At 70.7% G+C, this 16,439-nt stretch carries 14 protein-coding genes; 8 read left to right on the forward strand and 6 right to left on the reverse strand.

Annotated features, from left to right (window positions below):
* The first annotated feature begins 31 nt into the window (after positions 1 to 31).
* Positions 32 to 1,045 carry a tryptophan--tRNA ligase gene (gene trpS, locus Pta02_RS19025; protein ID WP_203876205.1) on the forward strand — a complete coding sequence of 338 codons (1,014 nt, stop codon included), beginning with the start codon at positions 32 to 34 and terminating at the stop codon, positions 1,043 to 1,045.
* A gap of 61 nt (positions 1,046 to 1,106) precedes the next feature.
* Here the strand turns inward: trpS and Pta02_RS19030 are convergent, their stop codons facing one another.
* Positions 1,107 to 1,403 (reverse strand): DUF3467 domain-containing protein, encoded by a 297-nt coding sequence (locus Pta02_RS19030; RefSeq protein WP_203876206.1) that lies wholly within the window; start codon positions 1,401 to 1,403, stop codon positions 1,107 to 1,109.
* A gap of 72 nt (positions 1,404 to 1,475) precedes the next feature.
* Entirely contained in the window at positions 1,476 to 2,093 is a 618-nt protein-coding gene (locus Pta02_RS19035) for a DUF305 domain-containing protein (protein ID WP_239130918.1), read from the reverse strand.
* 166 nt (positions 2,094 to 2,259) lie between these two features.
* On the opposite strand from Pta02_RS19035, the gene Pta02_RS19040 reads away from it, so the two are divergent.
* Entirely contained in the window at positions 2,260 to 2,943 is a 684-nt protein-coding gene (locus tag Pta02_RS19040; RefSeq protein ID WP_203876208.1) for a thioredoxin-like domain-containing protein, read from the forward strand.
* Positions 2,944 to 3,077: 134 nt separating this feature from the next.
* On the opposite strand, the gene ald is transcribed toward Pta02_RS19040, so the two are convergent.
* Entirely contained in the window at positions 3,078 to 4,193 is a 1,116-nt protein-coding gene (gene ald, locus Pta02_RS19045; RefSeq protein ID WP_203876209.1) for an alanine dehydrogenase, read from the reverse strand.
* Positions 4,194 to 4,679: 486 nt separating this feature from the next.
* Between ald and Pta02_RS19050 the strand changes: the two genes are divergently transcribed.
* The gene (locus Pta02_RS19050) at positions 4,680 to 5,627 is read left to right on the forward strand and encodes an excalibur calcium-binding domain-containing protein (RefSeq protein WP_203876210.1); all 948 of its coding nucleotides are present in this window, start codon (positions 4,680 to 4,682) and stop codon (positions 5,625 to 5,627) included.
* Between the two features lie 33 nt (positions 5,628 to 5,660).
* Here the strand turns inward: Pta02_RS19050 and Pta02_RS19055 are convergent, their stop codons facing one another.
* Both Pta02_RS19055 and Pta02_RS19060 read right to left on the reverse strand, forming a co-directional pair.
* The gene (locus Pta02_RS19055; protein WP_239130920.1) at positions 5,661 to 7,040 is read right to left on the reverse strand and encodes an NCS2 family permease; all 1,380 of its coding nucleotides are present in this window, start codon (positions 7,038 to 7,040) and stop codon (positions 5,661 to 5,663) included.
* A gap of 35 nt (positions 7,041 to 7,075) precedes the next feature.
* A complete protein-coding gene (locus Pta02_RS19060) occupies positions 7,076 to 9,295 on the reverse strand; it encodes a molybdopterin cofactor-binding domain-containing protein (RefSeq protein WP_203876212.1) in 2,220 nt (739 codons plus the stop codon).
* A gap of 1,432 nt (positions 9,296 to 10,727) precedes the next feature.
* Here Pta02_RS19060 and Pta02_RS19065 point away from each other — a divergent pair.
* The 4 genes from Pta02_RS19065 (at position 10,728) to Pta02_RS19080 (ending at position 15,346) form a co-directional block, all read left to right on the forward strand.
* A complete protein-coding gene (locus tag Pta02_RS19065; protein WP_239130980.1) occupies positions 10,728 to 12,002 on the forward strand; it encodes a helix-turn-helix domain-containing protein in 1,275 nt (424 codons plus the stop codon).
* A gap of 65 nt (positions 12,003 to 12,067) precedes the next feature.
* The gene (locus Pta02_RS19070) at positions 12,068 to 12,673 is read left to right on the forward strand and encodes a copper resistance CopC family protein (protein WP_203876214.1); all 606 of its coding nucleotides are present in this window, start codon (positions 12,068 to 12,070) and stop codon (positions 12,671 to 12,673) included.
* Positions 12,670 to 14,748 (forward strand): bifunctional copper resistance protein CopD/cytochrome c oxidase assembly protein, encoded by a 2,079-nt coding sequence (locus tag Pta02_RS19075; RefSeq protein WP_239130922.1) that lies wholly within the window; start codon positions 12,670 to 12,672, stop codon positions 14,746 to 14,748. Before Pta02_RS19070 ends, Pta02_RS19075 begins: the two co-directional genes overlap by 4 nt.
* A gap of 181 nt (positions 14,749 to 14,929) precedes the next feature.
* Positions 14,930 to 15,346 (forward strand): sensor histidine kinase, encoded by a 417-nt coding sequence (locus Pta02_RS19080; RefSeq protein ID WP_203876215.1) that lies wholly within the window; start codon positions 14,930 to 14,932, stop codon positions 15,344 to 15,346.
* Here the strand turns inward: Pta02_RS19080 and map are convergent.
* Positions 15,343 to 16,191 (reverse strand): type I methionyl aminopeptidase, encoded by an 849-nt coding sequence (gene map / locus Pta02_RS19085; RefSeq protein ID WP_203876216.1) that lies wholly within the window; start codon positions 16,189 to 16,191, stop codon positions 15,343 to 15,345. The genes Pta02_RS19080 and map overlap by 4 nt on opposite strands.
* 44 nt (positions 16,192 to 16,235) lie before the next feature.
* Here map and Pta02_RS19090 point away from each other — a divergent pair, with 44 nt between their 5' ends.
* Entirely contained in the window at positions 16,236 to 16,415 is a 180-nt protein-coding gene (locus Pta02_RS19090) for a hypothetical protein (RefSeq protein WP_203876217.1), read from the forward strand.
* The last annotated feature ends 24 nt before the right edge of the window (positions 16,416 to 16,439 follow it).

The following is a 16,439-nucleotide window of genomic DNA, read 5'->3' on the forward strand; positions in this document are numbered from 1 at the left end:
GGCGGTCCCTCGGCACCGAAGGGGACACACGATGACACCGACTCTCGCACCGACACCTGCACCGGCGGGCGGGCGGCCGACGACCACACGGGTCTTCTCCGCCTTCCAGGCGACCGGCCGGCTGACGCTCGGCAACTACCTCGGCGCGATCCTGCCCGCCGTACGGCTCCAGGACGAGGCCGACTGCGTCTACGCCGTCGCCGACCTGCACGCCCTGACCGTCAAGCACGACCCCGCGGCGCTGCGCACCCGCACCCGCGAGGTGGCGGCCCTGCTGCTCGCCTGCGGCCTGGACCGCTCCCTGCTCTATCTGCAGTCGCGGGTTCCCGCCCACACCGAGCTGTCCTACCTGCTGGAGAGCACGGCCTACGAGGGTGAGATGCGCAGGATGATCCAGTTCAAGGAGAAGGCGGCGGCCCAGAAGGAGGTACGGCTGTCGCTGCTGACCTATCCCGCGTTGATGGCCGCCGACATCCTGCTGCACCGGGCGGACCTGGTGCCGGTGGGCGACGACCAGCGCCAGCACCTCGAACTGACCCGGGACCTGGCGCTGCGCTTCAACCACCTGTACGGCGAGACCTTCGTCGTGCCCCGGGCGGTGCATCCCCGCTTCGCCGCGCGGGTGATGGACCTGGCCGTGCCCACCGCGAAGATGAGCAAGTCCAGCGCCTCGGACGCCGGGACGATCCATCTGCTCGACCCGCCCGCCGACGTCCGGCGCAAGATCATGAGGGCGGTGACCGACTCCGGGACCGAGGTCCGCCACGACCCGGCGGCCAAACCGGGGATCTCGAACCTGCTGGATCTGCTGGCGGCCTGCTCGGGACGGCCGGCGGAGCCGTCGTCCTACGGCTCCTACGGTGCGCTCAAGAAGGACGTCGCCGAGGCGGTCGCCGAGACGCTGGCGCCGATCAGGGAACGCTTCGGGCTCCTGTGCGCCGACCCCGCGGAGCTGGACCGCCTGCTGGAGACCGCCGCAACCGAGGCGATCGAGCGGACCTCCGGCCTGCTGGCGGCCGCCCGGCAGGCCATCGGCCTGGCCTGAAGGCGCGTCCCGCCGCCCGGGGCCCGCCGCGTGCCGTGCGGCGGGTCCCCGGGCGCGGGGCTCACTTCTGGCCGGTCTCGTTCTCGTACTGGGTGAGCTGTTGTTCCAGAGCCTTCATCAGCTCGAACACCTGGCTCGGCGGGATGCGGATCCGGCTGACGATCCGGGTCGGCACGCTGACGAAGTGCTGACCCGAGGACGGGTCGTTGGCGAGCTGGGGCGGTCTGGTGATCACCGCGAAGTCCAGGACGAACCCATCCTGGGTATGCCATACCGAGGCGAAGTTGGCGTACTGCCCCATCTCAACCTCGGCGGAGATGCTCACCTCCAGGCGGTTCTCCGGCTCGTCGTTCACCACTTGAGTCTCCTCCGGCCAGGCTGGCTCCCCGCTGCCCCGGCCGCAATCCGGCCGCGCTGGGGACCACCGGCGTTATTCACGTATGGAAGGCAGCGGCTGGGCACCCCGCTGCCTGAGCATGTCGGTCATCAGCTTGATCTCACCGCTCTGCCCGTCGACGATGTGCTGGGCCATCGTGGCGACCTCGTCGCGGTCGGACAGTTTCAGCAGGGCCTCTCCCATCATCACACCCCCCTCGTGGTGGCGGATCATGAGCTGGAGGAAGAGGATCTCCTGGTCCTTCCCGGTGGCCTGGCGGAGCCTCGTGAGCTCCTCCTCGGTGGCCATGCCCGGCATCCGGCCCGGCGTCCCGGCGGTCGTCCCGGTCGTGCCGCCGTGGCCGTGACCGGCCATCCACGCCATCGCCGGACGCTCGGACGCCTGGTCGAGTCCCCACTGCTGCAGCCAGCCCATGAAGATGCCGCGCTGGGCGGTCTGCGTGACGATGATGTCGTAGGCGAGCAGCCGGAGCTTGTCGTCGGTGCTGCCGTCCCTGGCGATGAAGGCCATCTCCACCGCCTGTGAATGGTGGACGGCCATGTCACGGGCGAAGCCGGCCTCGGGGGAGGCGTCGCTCGGCTCGGCGGTCCGTCCGATGATCAGCCACACGATCGCGGCCACGGCCAGACAGCCCAGCAACACGCCGAGCACCAAGCGGCTTCTGGGGTTCGGAGACTTCTCAGCAGGGCTTTCCATTACCCGCCAAGCCTACTCATCCCGGGGAACCCCGCGTTATCACGCACTGCGCGTCCCTTATTCTCCACATACGGCGTGAGGGCATAAGGTGACCCGGAGTTGTGTGCCGGGTGGAGGAACGATGTCGAAGGACAAGACGCAGGCGAGGCGGGACCACCTCGCCAAAATGCGCGCCGAGCAGAAGGCCAAGGAGCGCAGGACGGCGCTGCTGATGTGGGGGGCCGGAGGCGCGGTCGTCCTCCTGCTCGTCGGATTGGTCGCCTTCTATCTCGTCAACCAGGCCAAGGTGACCTCGCTGGACGCCGTCACCAGCGCCAAATATCCCGGCAGTCTCCACGTCGAGACCAAGGTGAGCTACAAGGAGACCCCGCCCATGGGCGGGGAGCACAACTCCACCTGGCAGAACTGCCAGGTCTACGACGCTCCGATCAACAACGAGAACGCCGTGCACTCGATGGAGCACGGCGCGGTGTGGATCACCTACCAGCCCGACCTGCCCAAGGACCAGCTGGACATCCTCAAGGAACTGGCCTCGAGCGACTACATGCTCCTGAGCCCGTACCCGGGCCTGCCCTCCAAGGTCGTGGTCAGCTCCTGGAACAAGCAGCTCAAGCTCGACAGCGCCGACGACCCGCGCCTGCCGAAGTTCATCCAGAAGTACAAGAACGGCCCCGAGACGCCCGAGCTCGGCGCCTCCTGTGACAGCCCGCTGACCACCACGACGGCCGAGAACCCCATCCCCGAGGCCGGCGCGACCCCCTCGGCCAGCGCCAGCCCGTCCGCGTCGCCGACCACGACGCCCTGACGCCCTTCCGGGGACCGTCGCGAGGTCTTCCCGCGCCGGGTACGGCCGCCGCCCCGCGGCGCCGTACCCGGTCACCGGCCGGCTCCCGGCAGCGCTCTCAGCAGTGCTCCCGGGAGTGCCTCCGGCGGTGGTTCTCAGGCCAGCACCTGCTCCAGGGGCACCGCCTCCAGCCCGTGCGCCTCGGCCACGGGCTGGTTGGTCAGGTGCCCCTCGTGCGTGTTCAGGCCCAGGGCCAGCGCGGGGTCGCCGCGCAGCGCGTCGCGCCAGCCCGACTCGGCGATGGCCACGGCGTAGGGCAGGGTCACGTTGGTCAGCGCGTAGGTCGAGGTGTGCGGGACCGCGCCCGGCATGTTGGCCACGCAGTAGAAGACCGAGTTGTGGACCTGGTACGTCGGTTCGGCGTGGGTGGTCGGCCGGGAGTCCTCGAAGCAGCCGCCCTGGTCGATGGAGATGTCCACCAGCACCGAGCCCGGCCGCATCCGCGAGACCAGTTCGTTGCCGACCAGCTTGGGGGCCTTGGCGCCGGGCACCAGCACCGCGCCGATGACCAGGTCGGCGGACAGGACCGCGCGCTCGACCTCGTAGGAGTTCGACGCGACCGTCTGGCAGTGCCCCTTGTAGACGACGTCGGCCTGGCGGAGCCGGTCGATGTTGCGGTCGAGCAGCACCACCTCGGCGTGCATGCCCAGCGCGATGACGGCGGCGTTCATCCCGGACACCCCGGCGCCGATCACCACCACGTTGGCCGCGTGCACGCCCGACACGCCGCCCATGAGCACGCCGCGCCCCCCGCCCTGCCGCATCAGGTGGTAGGCGCCCACCTGCGGGGCCAGCCGCCCGGCCACCTCCGACATCGGGGCCAGCAGCGGCAGGAACCCGTTCGGGGTCTGCACGGTCTCGTAGGCGACGCCCGTGACGCCGGAGTCGAGCATGGCCCGGGTGCACGTCTCGGAGGCGGCCAGGTGCAGGTAGGTGAACAGGACCTGCCCCTTTCGCATCCGGTGGTACTCCTCGGGGATCGGCTCCTTGACCTTCAGGACCAGGTCGCCCTCCGCCCACACGTCGTCGGCCGAGGCGAGGATGGTCGCCCCCGCGCCCTCGAAGTCGGAATCGGGGATCGACGACCCGGCGCCGGCGTCCTTCTCGACGAACACGCGGTGACCGTGCCGGACGAATTCGTGGACTCCCGCGGGAGTCAGGGCCACGCGGTACTCGTGGTTCTTCACCTCGCGGGGAACTGCGATCTTCACAACCCCTCCAAGATTCGCGCCTGTCTCCTCTTCACTCTGCGTTCCCGGGAAAAGGGCCACCATGCACAACATGCAAGCAATCGATCGCTTCTGGTGACACTCTGTTAGCCTTCGCGGCGGTCCGTGTTGTCCGCGGGTTCTGTCGGAACGGCCTTGACCGGTTGATTACACGGTCCTTGCATAGATCGGTAGGCTCGCGGCCAGCAGATGTGAGGAACGCTGGATATGACGATGGAGACGCACGCGGGCGGGCCGCCCGGACCCCGGGAGCCTGCGCCCGGCCCTTCCGGCCCCGCGCTGCCCCCGCAGAGGACGGGGCGGCAGCCGTACGGCCCACCGGGACCCCATGCCCCGCAGGGACCCCACGGCCGGGGGCCTCAGGGACCCCAGGGACCTCAGGGACCCGCAGGGCCCGGCGGCCCGCAGGGGGCCGGGCCCGAGGGGCCGGCGAGCCCCCGCGACCCCGGGGCGGGGCCGTCCGGCGGCATGCCGCAGGAGCCCCGCGCGAGCCGGGCCACCACCGTGACGCTGATCGTCGCGCTGGTCCTCGTGGTGCTGATCACCGGCGTGCTCGGCACCATCGCCGTGCTCATGACCAGGAACCCCGACACGCCGCTGGGAGCCCCGCCGCCGCGCAAGCTGGCGACCCCCATCCACTTCGTCCCGGTCACCTCGGCCCAGCCGGGCCCCTGCACGTCCCCGGAGGGCTATCCCGACGACGCGGGGCAGTTCTGCTACATCGTCGCCGCCGGGGTCGAGATCACCGCGGTGCGGAAGATCGAGTCGATACGGGAGAGCAACGGCACCTACTCCGTCAGGATCGCCTTCGCGCCCGCGTTCCGCGACAAGATCAACAGTGTGACCGAGGAGGCGGCCCGGCAGCAGCTCGCGATCGTCGTGGGCGGCAAGGTCGTGGCGGCCCCCCGGGTGGGCGAGGTGATCACCGAGGACACCCTGCGGATCTCCGGCTCCCTCACCCGCGAACAGGCCGAGGCCATGGTCGTCCGGCTGGGCGGGCCCGTGGCGACCTCCGGGGCGACTCCCGGGGCGAGCCCCGGCACGCCCACCCCCTCCACCGGGCTCCAGCAGCCGCTCCAGCCCTCCACGGAGACGGCGGCCCCCTCCGGGAACCCGGCGCCCGCGACCACCGCTCCGGCCGTCGCGCCGACGGCGACCGCCAGGGCCGAGGTCACCGCTCCGGCCGGCGGGCCGACGGCGACTCCCACCGGCACCGCCACCGTCACGCCGAGCCCCAGGGACACGGCCACCGGGCGCCGGACGGGCGGGGGGGACAACGACCCCCGCTACCCCAACTGCAAGGAGGCGGCCAAGGACGGCTACGGGCCGTACTACAAGGAGACCCACGCGGAGTACTACTGGTACGTCGACAAGGACCGCGACGACGTCGCCTGCGACCTCGACGACATGCGGTGACCCGCCGGAGGACGGCGCCGGGCGGTCCGGCGCTCAGCCCTCCAGGAGGGCCTCGATCCCTCCGACGCAGAAGAAGACCACGAACAGGGCCGCGACCGCGTACAGGAGCGGGTGCACCTCGCGCCACCGGCCCGTTCCCGCCTTGATCACGACATAGGCGATGATCCCGCTGCCCAGCCCGGTGGTGATGCTGTAGGTGAACGGCATCAGCACGATGGTCAGGAAGGCCGGGATCGCCACGCTCAGGTCGTCCCAGGGCACGTTCTTGGCCTGGGTCATCATCAGCGCCCCCACCAGCACCAGAGCGGGCGCCGCCGCGGCGGCGGGGACGACCGTCGCCAGCGGGGTGAACAGCAGCGTCACCGCGAACAGGCCGCCGGTGACGAGGGCGGCCAGGCCGGTCCTGGCCCCCTCGCCGACGCCGGCCGCCGACTCGACGAAGACCGTGCCGGCCGAGGCGCTGGAGAGCCCGCCGATCGCCCCGGACACGCCGTCCACCGTCAGGACGGCCCCCAGCCGGGGGACCCGTCCCCGCTCGTCGACCAGCCCGGCCTCGTCGCTGACCCCGATGACGGTCCCCATCGCGTCGAAGAACCCCGACAGCACCAGGGTGAACAGCACGACCGTGGCGGTCACCGCCCCCGCGCGGGCGAACCCGCCGAACAGGTCCACCTGGCCGATGAGCCCGAAGTCCGGCGCGGCCACCGGGGAGTCGGGCAGGCGCGGGGCCACCACCCCCCAGGAGGCCGGGTCGACCTTCGCGACGGAGTCGACCACGACCGCCAGCGCCGCCGTGACCGCGATGCCGATCAGGATGGCGGCCGGGGTCCTGCGCACGTACAGCACGATCATCAGCAGCAGCCCGAAGCAGAACAGCGCCACCGGCCAGCCCGACAGGTGCCCTGTCGCGCCCAGCTGCACCGGCGTCCCGGTGCCCGCCGCGACGAACCCCGCGTCCACCAGCCCGATCAGCGCGATGAAGGTGCCGATCCCCACGCTGATGGCGTGCTTGAGCGGGAGCGGGATGGCGTTCATGATCAGTTGCCGGAGCCCGGAGACCGCCAGCAGCACGATCACCAGGCCCTCCAGCACGACCAGGCCCATGGCCTGGGCCCAGGTCATGTACGGCGCGGCCTGGTAGGCGACCACCGCGTTGAGCCCCAGCCCCGCCGCGAGACCGAACGGCGCGTTGCCGACCAGGCCCATGAGGATCGTGCTGACCGCCGCGGCGAAGACGGTCGCCGTGGTCAGCTGCGGGATCGACAGCTTCGCCCCGGTGACGTCGGCCGCCCCGCCCAGGATGATCGGGTTGAGCAGGATGATGTAGGCCATCGCCATGAACGTGGTCAGGCCGCCCCTGACCTCCCTGCCGACCGTCGTGCCCCGTGCCGACAGCTCGAAGAACCGATCCACCCGTCCCCCTCTCACCGTGGGGGACTTCTCGCTTCCTACCCGCTCAGCGCGATGTCATGGGGCCGGATCGGCACCCGGGGCAGTTCCAGCCCGGTGGCGGCCCGTACGGCGGCCGCCACCGCGGGGGTGGACGACAGCGTGGGGGGCTCGCCCGCGCCGCGCAGGCCGTACGGCGCGTGCGGGTCGGGGTTCTCCAGGATCGACACCTTCATCGGCGGCATGTCCAGGACCGTCGGGATCAGATAGTCGGTGAACGACGGGTTGCGCACCACGCCGCCGGAGACCTGGACCTCCTCCATCAGGGCCAGCCCCAGCCCCTGCGCCGTGCCGCCGTGGATCTGCCCCTCCAGGGCGATCGGGTTGAGGATCTTCCCGACGTCCTGCACCGCCGCCAGCTCCACCACCTTGACCAGGCCCAGCTCCACGTCGACGTCCACCACCGCGCGGTGCACGCACAGCGCGAGCTGGGTGTGGGAGTCGCCCTGCCCGGTCACCGGGTCCATCGGGAAGGTCGGGCGGTGGCGGTAGACCCGGGTCTCCTCGATCGGGCCGGTGCGCTCCAGGACCCCGGCCACCGTCGAGCCGTCGGCCCGCAGCTTGTCCAGCCGTTCCCGTACGGCCTCGCACGCGGCCCTGACCGCGCCGCCGGTGACGTAGGACTGCCGGGAGGCCGAGGAGGAGCCCGCCGAGCCGACCGCCGTGTCGGCCGTGGCGACCGTCACCCGGTCGATGCCCAGCTCGGTGCGGGCGATCTGCTCCTGGATCGTCACCAGTCCCTGCCCGACCTCGGCCGCCGCGGTGTGCACCAGCACGTGCGGCTCGCCGCCGAGCAGCTCCACCCGGACCCGGGCGGTGGAGTAGTCGTCGAAGCCCTCGGAGAAGCAGATGTTCTTGATGCCGACGCCGTAGCCGACGCCGCGCCGTACGCCCTCGCCGTGGGTGGTCTGCGAGACGCCGCCGGGCATGTCCAGCAGGTCCTCCCCGCTCGCGGGCGGCAGCGGCATCGCGGCGAGCTCGCGCAGCATGCCGGCCAGCGGGGCGGGGGAGTCGATCACCTGTCCGGTGGCCAGCCGCGAGCCCTGGGAGACGGCGTTGCGGACCCTGATCTCGACCGGGTCCAGCCCGCACGCCTCGGCCAGCCTGTCCATCTGCGACTCGTAGGCGAAGCAGGCCTGCACCGCGCCGAAGCCGCGCATCGCCCCGCAGGGCGGGTTGTTGCTGTAGACGCCGTAGGCGTCGATGTGGACGTTGCCCACCTCGTACGGCCCCACCCCGAGGGAGGCGGCGTTGCCGACCACGGCCGGGGAGGAGGAGCAGTAGGCGCCGCCGTCCAGCAGGATCTCCGCCTTGACGTAGAGCAGCTTCCCGTCGCGGGTCGCGCCGTGCTCGTAGCGCATCCGGGCCGGGTGCCGGTGCACGTGCCCGAAGAACGACTCCTCCCGGCCGTAGACGATCTTCACGGGCCGGCCGGTGCGCAGCGCCAGCATGCAGGCGTGGACCTGCATGGACAGGTCCTCACGGGCACCGAACGCGCCGCCCACCCCGGCCAGGGTCACCCGTACCTTCTCTGCGGGGAGCCCGAGGCACGGCGCGATCTGGTCGCGGTCCACGTGCAGCCACTGGGTGGCGACGAACAGGTCCACCCCGCCGTCCTCGGCCGGTACGGCCAGGCCCGACTCGGGCCCCAGGAAGGCCTGGTCCTGCATGCCGACCTCGTACTCCCCGGTGACCACGACCGGGGCCTCGAAGTCCGCGGCGCCGAGGCCGACCCGGACCGGCTGGTGGCGCAGCACGTTGCCGGAGTCGTGGACCCGCGGGCAGTCCGGGTCGAAGGCGGCCCGCCACGGGTCGGTCACGGCCTCGCGGATCTCGTAGTCCACCACGATCGCCTGCGCCGCCCGCCGCGCCCGCTCGGGATGGTCGGCGGCCACCAGCGCCACCGGCTCGCCCTGGTAGCGGACCCGGTCGACGGCGAGCACCGGCTGGTCCCTGCGCTCCAGCCCGTAGAACTTCTCACCCGGCACGTCCTCGTGGGTGAGCACGGCGAACACCCCCGGCATCGCCAGCGCGGGCCCGATGTCGATCGACCGGATCCACGCCGACGGATGCGGGCTGCGCAGGGTCGACCCCCAGATCATGTCGGCGAGGTACAGGTCGGAGGAGTAGGCGAACTCGCCCGTCACCTTCAGCGTCCCGTCGGTGCGCAGCACGCTCTCGCCGACGCCCCGCCCCCGCCGTGTCTCGGTCTCGCTCATTTCAGCAGTACATCAAGCGGGTCCGGGGGCCGCCACGGCGGACACCGCGAAACGGGCGGCCCGGTATTGGCGAGTGTTGTGGTCGCGGACCGGATCCCGGCAGGGTTCCCGAGTCAGAAGGCTGCGGCCTCGCGAGGCTGCCGAGTGCCCGCTGTTCCCCGTGCAGGCTGGCGTAGAGCCGCCCGCCGGGGAAGGACCCGGCGATCGCGTGGGCGGCCCGGACGGCCAGGGCCGGCTTGCCCGATCCGGGCGTTCTGAATGGCCTCACCGTGCCACAGGTCGAGAGCACGCTCGAAGTGGTGGCACGCGGCCTCTCCGTCGTCAGGGGTGCCGTCCCACAGGGCCTTCGTCAGGTCGTCGGCGGAGACCGGTGCACCGGCTCTCAGCAGCAGTGCCGCCGGGAGCTGACGGTGCTTGAGGCGCGGCAGCGGAACGGCGTCACCATCGGCACGGCGCATCACCAGGTTGCTCGGGATCGTAAATCTCACGTGGCGGCCTCGAACGGCGGTAACCCGCAGAGTATCTGGAATGTCCCGAAAAATAGCCTTATGAGGCTAACTGTGAAAGGTTTCCCAATCAAGCCGCGATCTCAATAGATGATGCGGCGCCATAATGTATCGGCGGTGTATTTATTTGACCGGCCCGTGCTTTCAATAAATGGCGTAGCCGACGGATGGTCGCTTACGGTGTCGCCGCGACCACCCTGCGCATGGACGCCGGATTTCGATCGGGCGGGTGTGCTCGCTCTGCCCGGGGTGGCCTCCCGCCTGTTCGGCGACCTGTGGGGCGGGATGTTCCGGGAGCGGCTGATCTTCCGGTGTTTCCATGGAGGGAGATTGCTACCGATGGGTTAACTTGTCGCGTCGCCGTCGGTCGTCCGGGTCGTCATCCGGTAATCCCATTGACCGCCTGTCCGGACTTCTCTTGTGCCGGACGGTGAAGTTTGGTTTTCTTGCAGTACGCGATTGCGTTGAAGGAATGCTCAAGCCAGGTGGTCGCGGCACGGGGACCCGTTCGCGGGACGGCTGCCGCAGGCCGGGTTACGGGGTGAACGATGACGAGGGGCGGGCTCTGGGGGCGACTTCGCATGCGGAGTGCCGTCCGGGAAGCGGCGGGGAGCGGCTACGGGATCTCTGTGCGCATGGCTAGGTCCGAAAAGAGTGGGTTCCGCAAGGGGCGCGGAACCCACTGGGAGTGAGAGAGGATCCCGTCGTGTCAGCCAGGGTAGACCCAGCCGATGGACTGGATTACAACTTTCTCCTGAGCAGGCGAATCGGCGGTTGCAGCCGTAGCATTGCCCATGACGGCCACCGAGGCCGTGAACAGGACAGCAAAGGCAGACAAGGCAAGACGTCGAGGCACGGGGAGACTCCTGTCGTAGGCGCTGCTCAACTGACATCTTTCAAGGGGTAACGTGGCTGGTCAAGACTTGGTGGGACAGCGTATCAAGGCTGTTCGTCGTCAGCGCGGACTCTCTCAAGCCCAGCTTGCGCACCCCGAACTCTCCGATAGTTACGTCTCTCTGATAGAGAGCGGGAAGCGCACTCCGACCCCCGCCGTCCTGGAGTTGCTCGCCGCGAAGCTGGACTGCTCGCTCACATATCTGATCAACGGCGTGACAGCCGAGCAGATGGAGGAGATCGAGCTCGGCCTGAGATATGCCGAGCTGGCCCGGCAGAACGGCGAGGTGGTCGAGGCCCGGGCACGCTACGCCGAGTTGCTCGACGGCGGAGGCCTCGCGGGCCTGCCCCAGCTGCGGCAGGACGCGGAGTACGGCCTCGCGCTGGCGACGGAGGCCTGTGGCGACCTGGACGAGGCGATCGCCCTGCTGAACAGGATCCGGAGCGCCGACCCCGCGGAGATATCGCCGGAGCGGCACGTCAACGTCGTGATCGCCCTGTCCCGTTGCTACCGGGAGCGCGGCGATCTGACGCAGGCCGTGGAGGTCGCCGAGCGGATCCTGGGCGGTGCCGTCCGTCCCGCGTGGAGCGACAAGCTGATCGAGCTCGGCACGACCCTGTTCGCCGCCCACATGGAGCGCGGCGACCTGCTCCGCGCCCAGCAGCTCGGAAACGAGCTGCTCGCGGCAGCCGAACTGGTGGGCACACCGCGGGCGATCGTCCTCGCGCAGTGGGCGGCCGCGATCGTCGCCATCGAGACCGGCAGGGGAGACGAGGCCGTCGCCCTGATGGACAAGTCGCTCGCCATCCACTCGGAGAACGCCGACGTCCGCAGCCTCGCCCGGTTCCGTTGCGACTACGCCAGGGTCCGGCTCATCGCACGCCCGCTGGACGCGAAGCTCTGCCGCGACATGCTGGTGCGGGTGGAGGCGGAGTTCCAGGACAGTGCGATCACCGTGCTCGACAAGCTGCGCTGCGCGCTGAACCTGGCCCGGGCCGAGCTGCTGCTCGGGGCCCCCGAGCAGGCGGAGCTCCAGATCCGGGCCGTCTGCGAGATGCTGGACGGCATCCCGAACGAGCTGCAGACGGAAGCCCGTCTGGTGGCGGGCCAGACCTTCGCCGAGGTCGGCAGGCCGGAGGAGGCCGTCCGCGAGCTGGCGGCGGCCGCCGGCCTCCTGGAGCCGCTGCCGACCACCAGGCACATCGCTCAGTCCTGGCTGACCGCTGCGCAGATCCTGGAGCGCATCAACGAGAGCGACCGCAGTGTCGAGGCCTATCAGAAGGCGCTGGACTGCGTGGGACTGTAGATCTTCGCCCATTCCGGAGATGGGGCGCGGGACCGGCCCGGTGCGTCGGTAGCCTTGGGGTTGCCATGAAGACTTCCCCTTTCGCCGCCGTGCTCGCCCTGCTGACCACCCTCGTGCTCGGCACGGTCCTCGCCCCGCCGGCCCTCGCCCATGACACGCTCAAAAGCAGCAACCCCGCCAAGGGGGCGAAGGTCGAGAGCCTGCGGGAGGTGAAGCTGACCTTCACCGCCACGGTGCGCTTCCCCAAGGTGGTCGTACGGACCGGGGACGCGACCTACCAGGACGGCAAGGCCGCCGTCGACGGTCCCGTGGTGACCCAGCGGGTCAAGGACGACCTCCCCCCGGGCGAATACGTCATCGCCTACCGCGTGGTCTCCTCCGACGGGCACCCCATCGAGGGAGAGATCCCGTTCACCCTGGAGGGGACCCCGGAGCCGAGCGCCACCCCCGAGGCGTCCGCGACGGACACGGGCCCGGCCAGTGCGAGTGCGGCCCCTTCGCCGTCGGAGACGGCCTCCGCGCTGCCGGAGAGCTCGCCGGTCGCGGCGGAACCGGCCCCGGACGAGGGGGGTTCCGGCGGCATCCCCGGCTGGGCCTGGCTCGTGGTCGGCGGCCTGACCGGCGTCGGCATCGGGCTGTTCTTCAGCATGCGCAACAAGAAGCAGCCATGAGCGGCACCCCGCGACGGGATGGGACGGGACAGGCGATGAAGGCCGCGCAGGACGGAAACGGCCGGACGACCGAGGCCGCGGGAAACGGCCGGACGGTACGGCTGGCGCTCGCGGGCGCGGGCGCGGCCGTGGTCGCGCTGGTGGCCGCGATGATCGCGGGCGGGGCGGCGTTCCCGCGGATCATCCCCGGCCTGTCCGACGAGGGCGCGCTCACCCGCTGGGGGCTGCCGCTGGCCAAGCTGACGATGGACGCCATGGGCGTGCTCACCGCGGGCACCCTCCTGGCCGCCGCGGTCTTCCTCCCCAGTGACAAGGGCCTGCTCGGCAAACCCGCCCAGGTCTACGTCCGGGCCGCCTCCTGGTTCGCGCTCGCCTGGGCGGCCGCCGCGGTGGCGGCGATGGTCTTCAGCCTGTCCGAGGTGCTCGGCATGCCGGTCACCCAGGTGCTGGGCGGCGACGAGCTCACCAGCTTCGCCAGCCAGGTCTCCCAGGGCATCGCGCTCACCCTGGTCGTGCTGTTCGCGGTGGCCGTCGCGCTGTTCGCCCGCGGCGCGATCACCGTGGGGGCGGCGGGCGGCCTGCTCGTGCTCGCCCTGGCGACCATGCTCCCGCCCGCGCTCACCGGCCACTCGGCCTCCTCGCCCAACCACGACCTGGCCACCACCAGCGTCGCGGTGCACCTGGTCGTCCTCGCGCTGTGGGTGGGCGGGCTCGCCGTACTCTGCGCCCACGCGCTGCGCGGCCAGCCGCACCTGGAGGTCGCCGCCGCCCGCTTCTCCTCGATGGCGCTGTGGTGCTTCGTCGGCGTCGGCCTGTCGGGCCTGTTCAGCGTGGTGGCCAGGCTCACCTCCGTCGCCGAGCTGTTCACCTCCGCCTACGGCCTGCTGCTGGTGGCCAAGACCGCGGCGTTCGCGGTGCTCGGCGTCGCCGGCTGGTGGCACCGCAGGCGGACCCTGCCCCGGCTCGCCTCCGGGGGCTCCGGCCCGTTCATCAGGTTCGCCTCCGTCGAGGTGCTGATCATGTTCGCGGCCGTGGGGCTGGCCGTCGCGCTGTCGCGCACCGCGCCGCCCCCGGCGATCCTGCCGGTGGACCGGGCCTTCGAGGTGCTCGGCTACACGATGCCGCCGGAGATCTCCCTGGCCAACCTGGCCTCGCTGTGGTGGTTCGACCTGTTCTCCGGCACGTTGATCGCCCTGCTCGCCGGTTTCTACCTCGCCGGGGTCGTGCGGCTGGTCAGGCGCGGCGACTCCTGGCCGTGGGGCCGTACCCTCGCGTGGTTCACCGGCGTGCTGATCCTGCTCATCGCCACCCAGAGCGGCGTCGCCCGCTACGCCAAGGTGCTGTTCAGCGCGCACATGGCCGAGCACATGACGCTGTCCATGCTGGTCCCGATCTTCCTGGTGCTCGGCGCCCCGGTCACCCTCGCCCTGCGCGCCCTCAAGCCCGCCGTACGGCGCGGCGACCGCGGGCCGCGCGAGTGGCTGACCACGATCCTGCACAGCAGGTTCGTGCGGTTCGTCGGCCATCCGGCCATCGCCACCGCGATCTTCATCGTCTCGACCTACGCGCTGTACTTCACGCCGCTGTTCGCCTCGGCGATGGAGGAGCACCTGGGCCACATCGCGATGACGGTGCACTTCCTGCTCAGCGGGTGCCTGTTCTTCTGGGTGATCGTCGGGGTGGACCCGGCGCCCCACCGGCTGCCGCACGTGGCGCGGTTGATCCTGCTGTTCGTGACCATGCCCTTCCACGCGTTCTTCGGCATCGCGCTGATGAACATGGGCACCCCGCTCGCCGCCGACTGGTACGACCAGCTCGGCCGCACCTGGGGCGCCTCCGCGATCGCCGACCAGCGGACCGGCGGCGCCATCGCCTGGGGCTTCGGGGAGATCCCGACGCTGATCGTGCTGATCGCGCTGGCCTTCCAGTGGTGGCGGGCCGACGATCGCAAGGCCCGCCGCGCCGACCGGCGCGCCGACGCCGTCGCGGCGCGCACCGGAGGCAGCGGGGACGCCGAGCTCGACGCGTACAATGATTACCTGGCAGAACTCAACAAAAGGCATCGCGCGGAGTAGCCGGACCGCTACTGACCTCTATCCTTCGTCTGGTGCTCCGCCCACCTCCGGGTAACCTTTCAGCAGGAGTTTGGGCATCGCCGCAGCGGGTGCAGCGCCTGCTCGTCACGCACCACGCTCGTCTCACGTGTCCGGTCGGGGGGACCGGTGACCGGCCACGTGCCATCAGGAAGGTTGAGGAGTGTCCGAAGAACTCCGCATGCGCGAGGGGCGCAGCCTGGCCCAAGCCCTAGAGGAACATCTCTCCGACTGGTCGAGCCGCACCGGGATCACCGTGGAGATCTGGGCGCTGCCCGCCCACGACGCCCCTCCCCGCATCGCCCGCGCCGTCCTGGCCACACTGGGGGAGGCGCTGTCCAACGTCGAGCGGCACAGCCGGTCCCCGATCGTCTCGGTGGCCGTCACCCTCGGCGGGAACGGCCTGCGCATGACGGTGAGCGACCACGGCGCCGGTTTCGCCGGGTCGGCCGCAGGCCGGGGCATCACCGCGATGCGGACCCACCTCAAGGAGATCGGGGGCACGCTGTCGGTCAGCGGGGTCGCGGGCGAGGGCACCACCGTCACCGCCGCGGTGCCCCGCAACCGGGAGACGTCCTAGGGAAGCGTCAGGATCTCGTGACCGGTCTCGGTAACCAGCACGGTGTGCTCGAACTGGGCGGTCCGCTTGCGGTCCTTGGTCACCGCGGTCCAGCCGTCGGGCCAGATGTCGTAGTCGATCGTGCCGAGCGTCAGCATGGGCTCGATGGTGAACGTCATGCCCGGCTCGAGGGTGACCGCCAGCGACGGATCGTCGTAGTGCGGGACGATCAGGCCGGAGTGGAAGGTCGTGCCGATGCCGTGGCCGGTGAAGTCACGGACCACGCCGTAGCCGAAGCGCTTGGCGTAGGCCTCGATGATGCGGCCCACCACGTTGAGCTGACGGCCCGGGGCGACGGCCTTGATGGCCCGGTCGGTGGCCTCGCGGGTGCGCTCGACCAGCAGGCGTGACTCCTCGTCCACCTCGCCCACCAGGAAGGTGGCGTCGGTGTCGCCGTGCACGCCGCCGATGAAGGCGGTGATGTCGACGTTGACGATGTCGCCGTCGCGCAGCACGGTGTCGTCGGGGATGCCGTGGCAGATCACCTCGTTGATCGAGGTGCACAGGGACTTGGGATAGCCCCGGTAGCCCAGGGTGCTGGGGTAGGCGCCGTGCTCGACGAGGAACTCGTGGCCGATCCGGTCGAGCTCGTCGGTGGTGACGCCCGGCGCCACGTGCTTGCCGACCTCCTGCAGGGCCTGGGCGGCGATCCTGCCCGCGACCCGCATCCGCTCGATGATCTCGGGAGACTTGACGTCGGACTCGCCGGTCTTCGGGACTTTCTTCCCGACATACTCCGGCCGCTGGATGTGGGCGGGGACCTTGCGCGTGGGCGAGATCCGCCCGGGCTGGAGCACTGTCGTCATGGTTGCCAAGTCTAGTTGGGGTTCACACCGGGCAGGATGGTCCCATGGGTGATCAGTGGTGGTTCTGCCTGAAGCACATGGCGGCCGAGCCCGACAAGGGCTGCCCCAACAAGGACCGGATGGGTCCCTACGAGACCCGTGAGGCCGCGGCCGACGCGTTGAAGACCGCGTCCGACCGCAACAGGAAGTGGGCCGAGCAGGACAAGGAGTGGAACAACGGCTGACCCGGTGCGGGCCCCCGCGGGCTT

This window comes from Paraplanobispora takensis (assembly GCF_016863195.1).
Lineage (GTDB): Bacteria > Actinomycetota > Actinomycetes > Streptosporangiales > Streptosporangiaceae > Planobispora > Planobispora takensis.

Excerpts from the sequence above, each read along its gene's own strand:
- trpS (WP_203876205.1), top strand. The coding sequence starts at position 32 with ATGACACCGACTCTCGCACCGACACCTGCACCGGCGGGCGGGCGGCCG.
- Pta02_RS19040 (WP_203876208.1), top strand. The coding sequence starts at position 2,260 with ATGTCGAAGGACAAGACGCAGGCGAGGCGGGACCACCTCGCCAAAATG.
- Pta02_RS19050 (WP_203876210.1), top strand. The coding sequence starts at position 4,680 with ATGCCGCAGGAGCCCCGCGCGAGCCGGGCCACCACCGTGACGCTGATC.
- Pta02_RS19060 (WP_203876212.1), bottom strand. The coding sequence starts at position 9,295 with ATGAGCGAGACCGAGACACGGCGGGGGCGGGGCGTCGGCGAGAGCGTG.
- Pta02_RS19070 (WP_203876214.1), top strand. The coding sequence starts at position 12,068 with ATGAAGACTTCCCCTTTCGCCGCCGTGCTCGCCCTGCTGACCACCCTC.
- Pta02_RS19075 (WP_239130922.1), top strand. The coding sequence starts at position 12,670 with ATGAGCGGCACCCCGCGACGGGATGGGACGGGACAGGCGATGAAGGCC.
- map (WP_203876216.1), bottom strand. The coding sequence starts at position 16,191 with ATGACGACAGTGCTCCAGCCCGGGCGGATCTCGCCCACGCGCAAGGTC.
- Pta02_RS19090 (WP_203876217.1), top strand. The coding sequence starts at position 16,236 with ATGGGTGATCAGTGGTGGTTCTGCCTGAAGCACATGGCGGCCGAGCCC.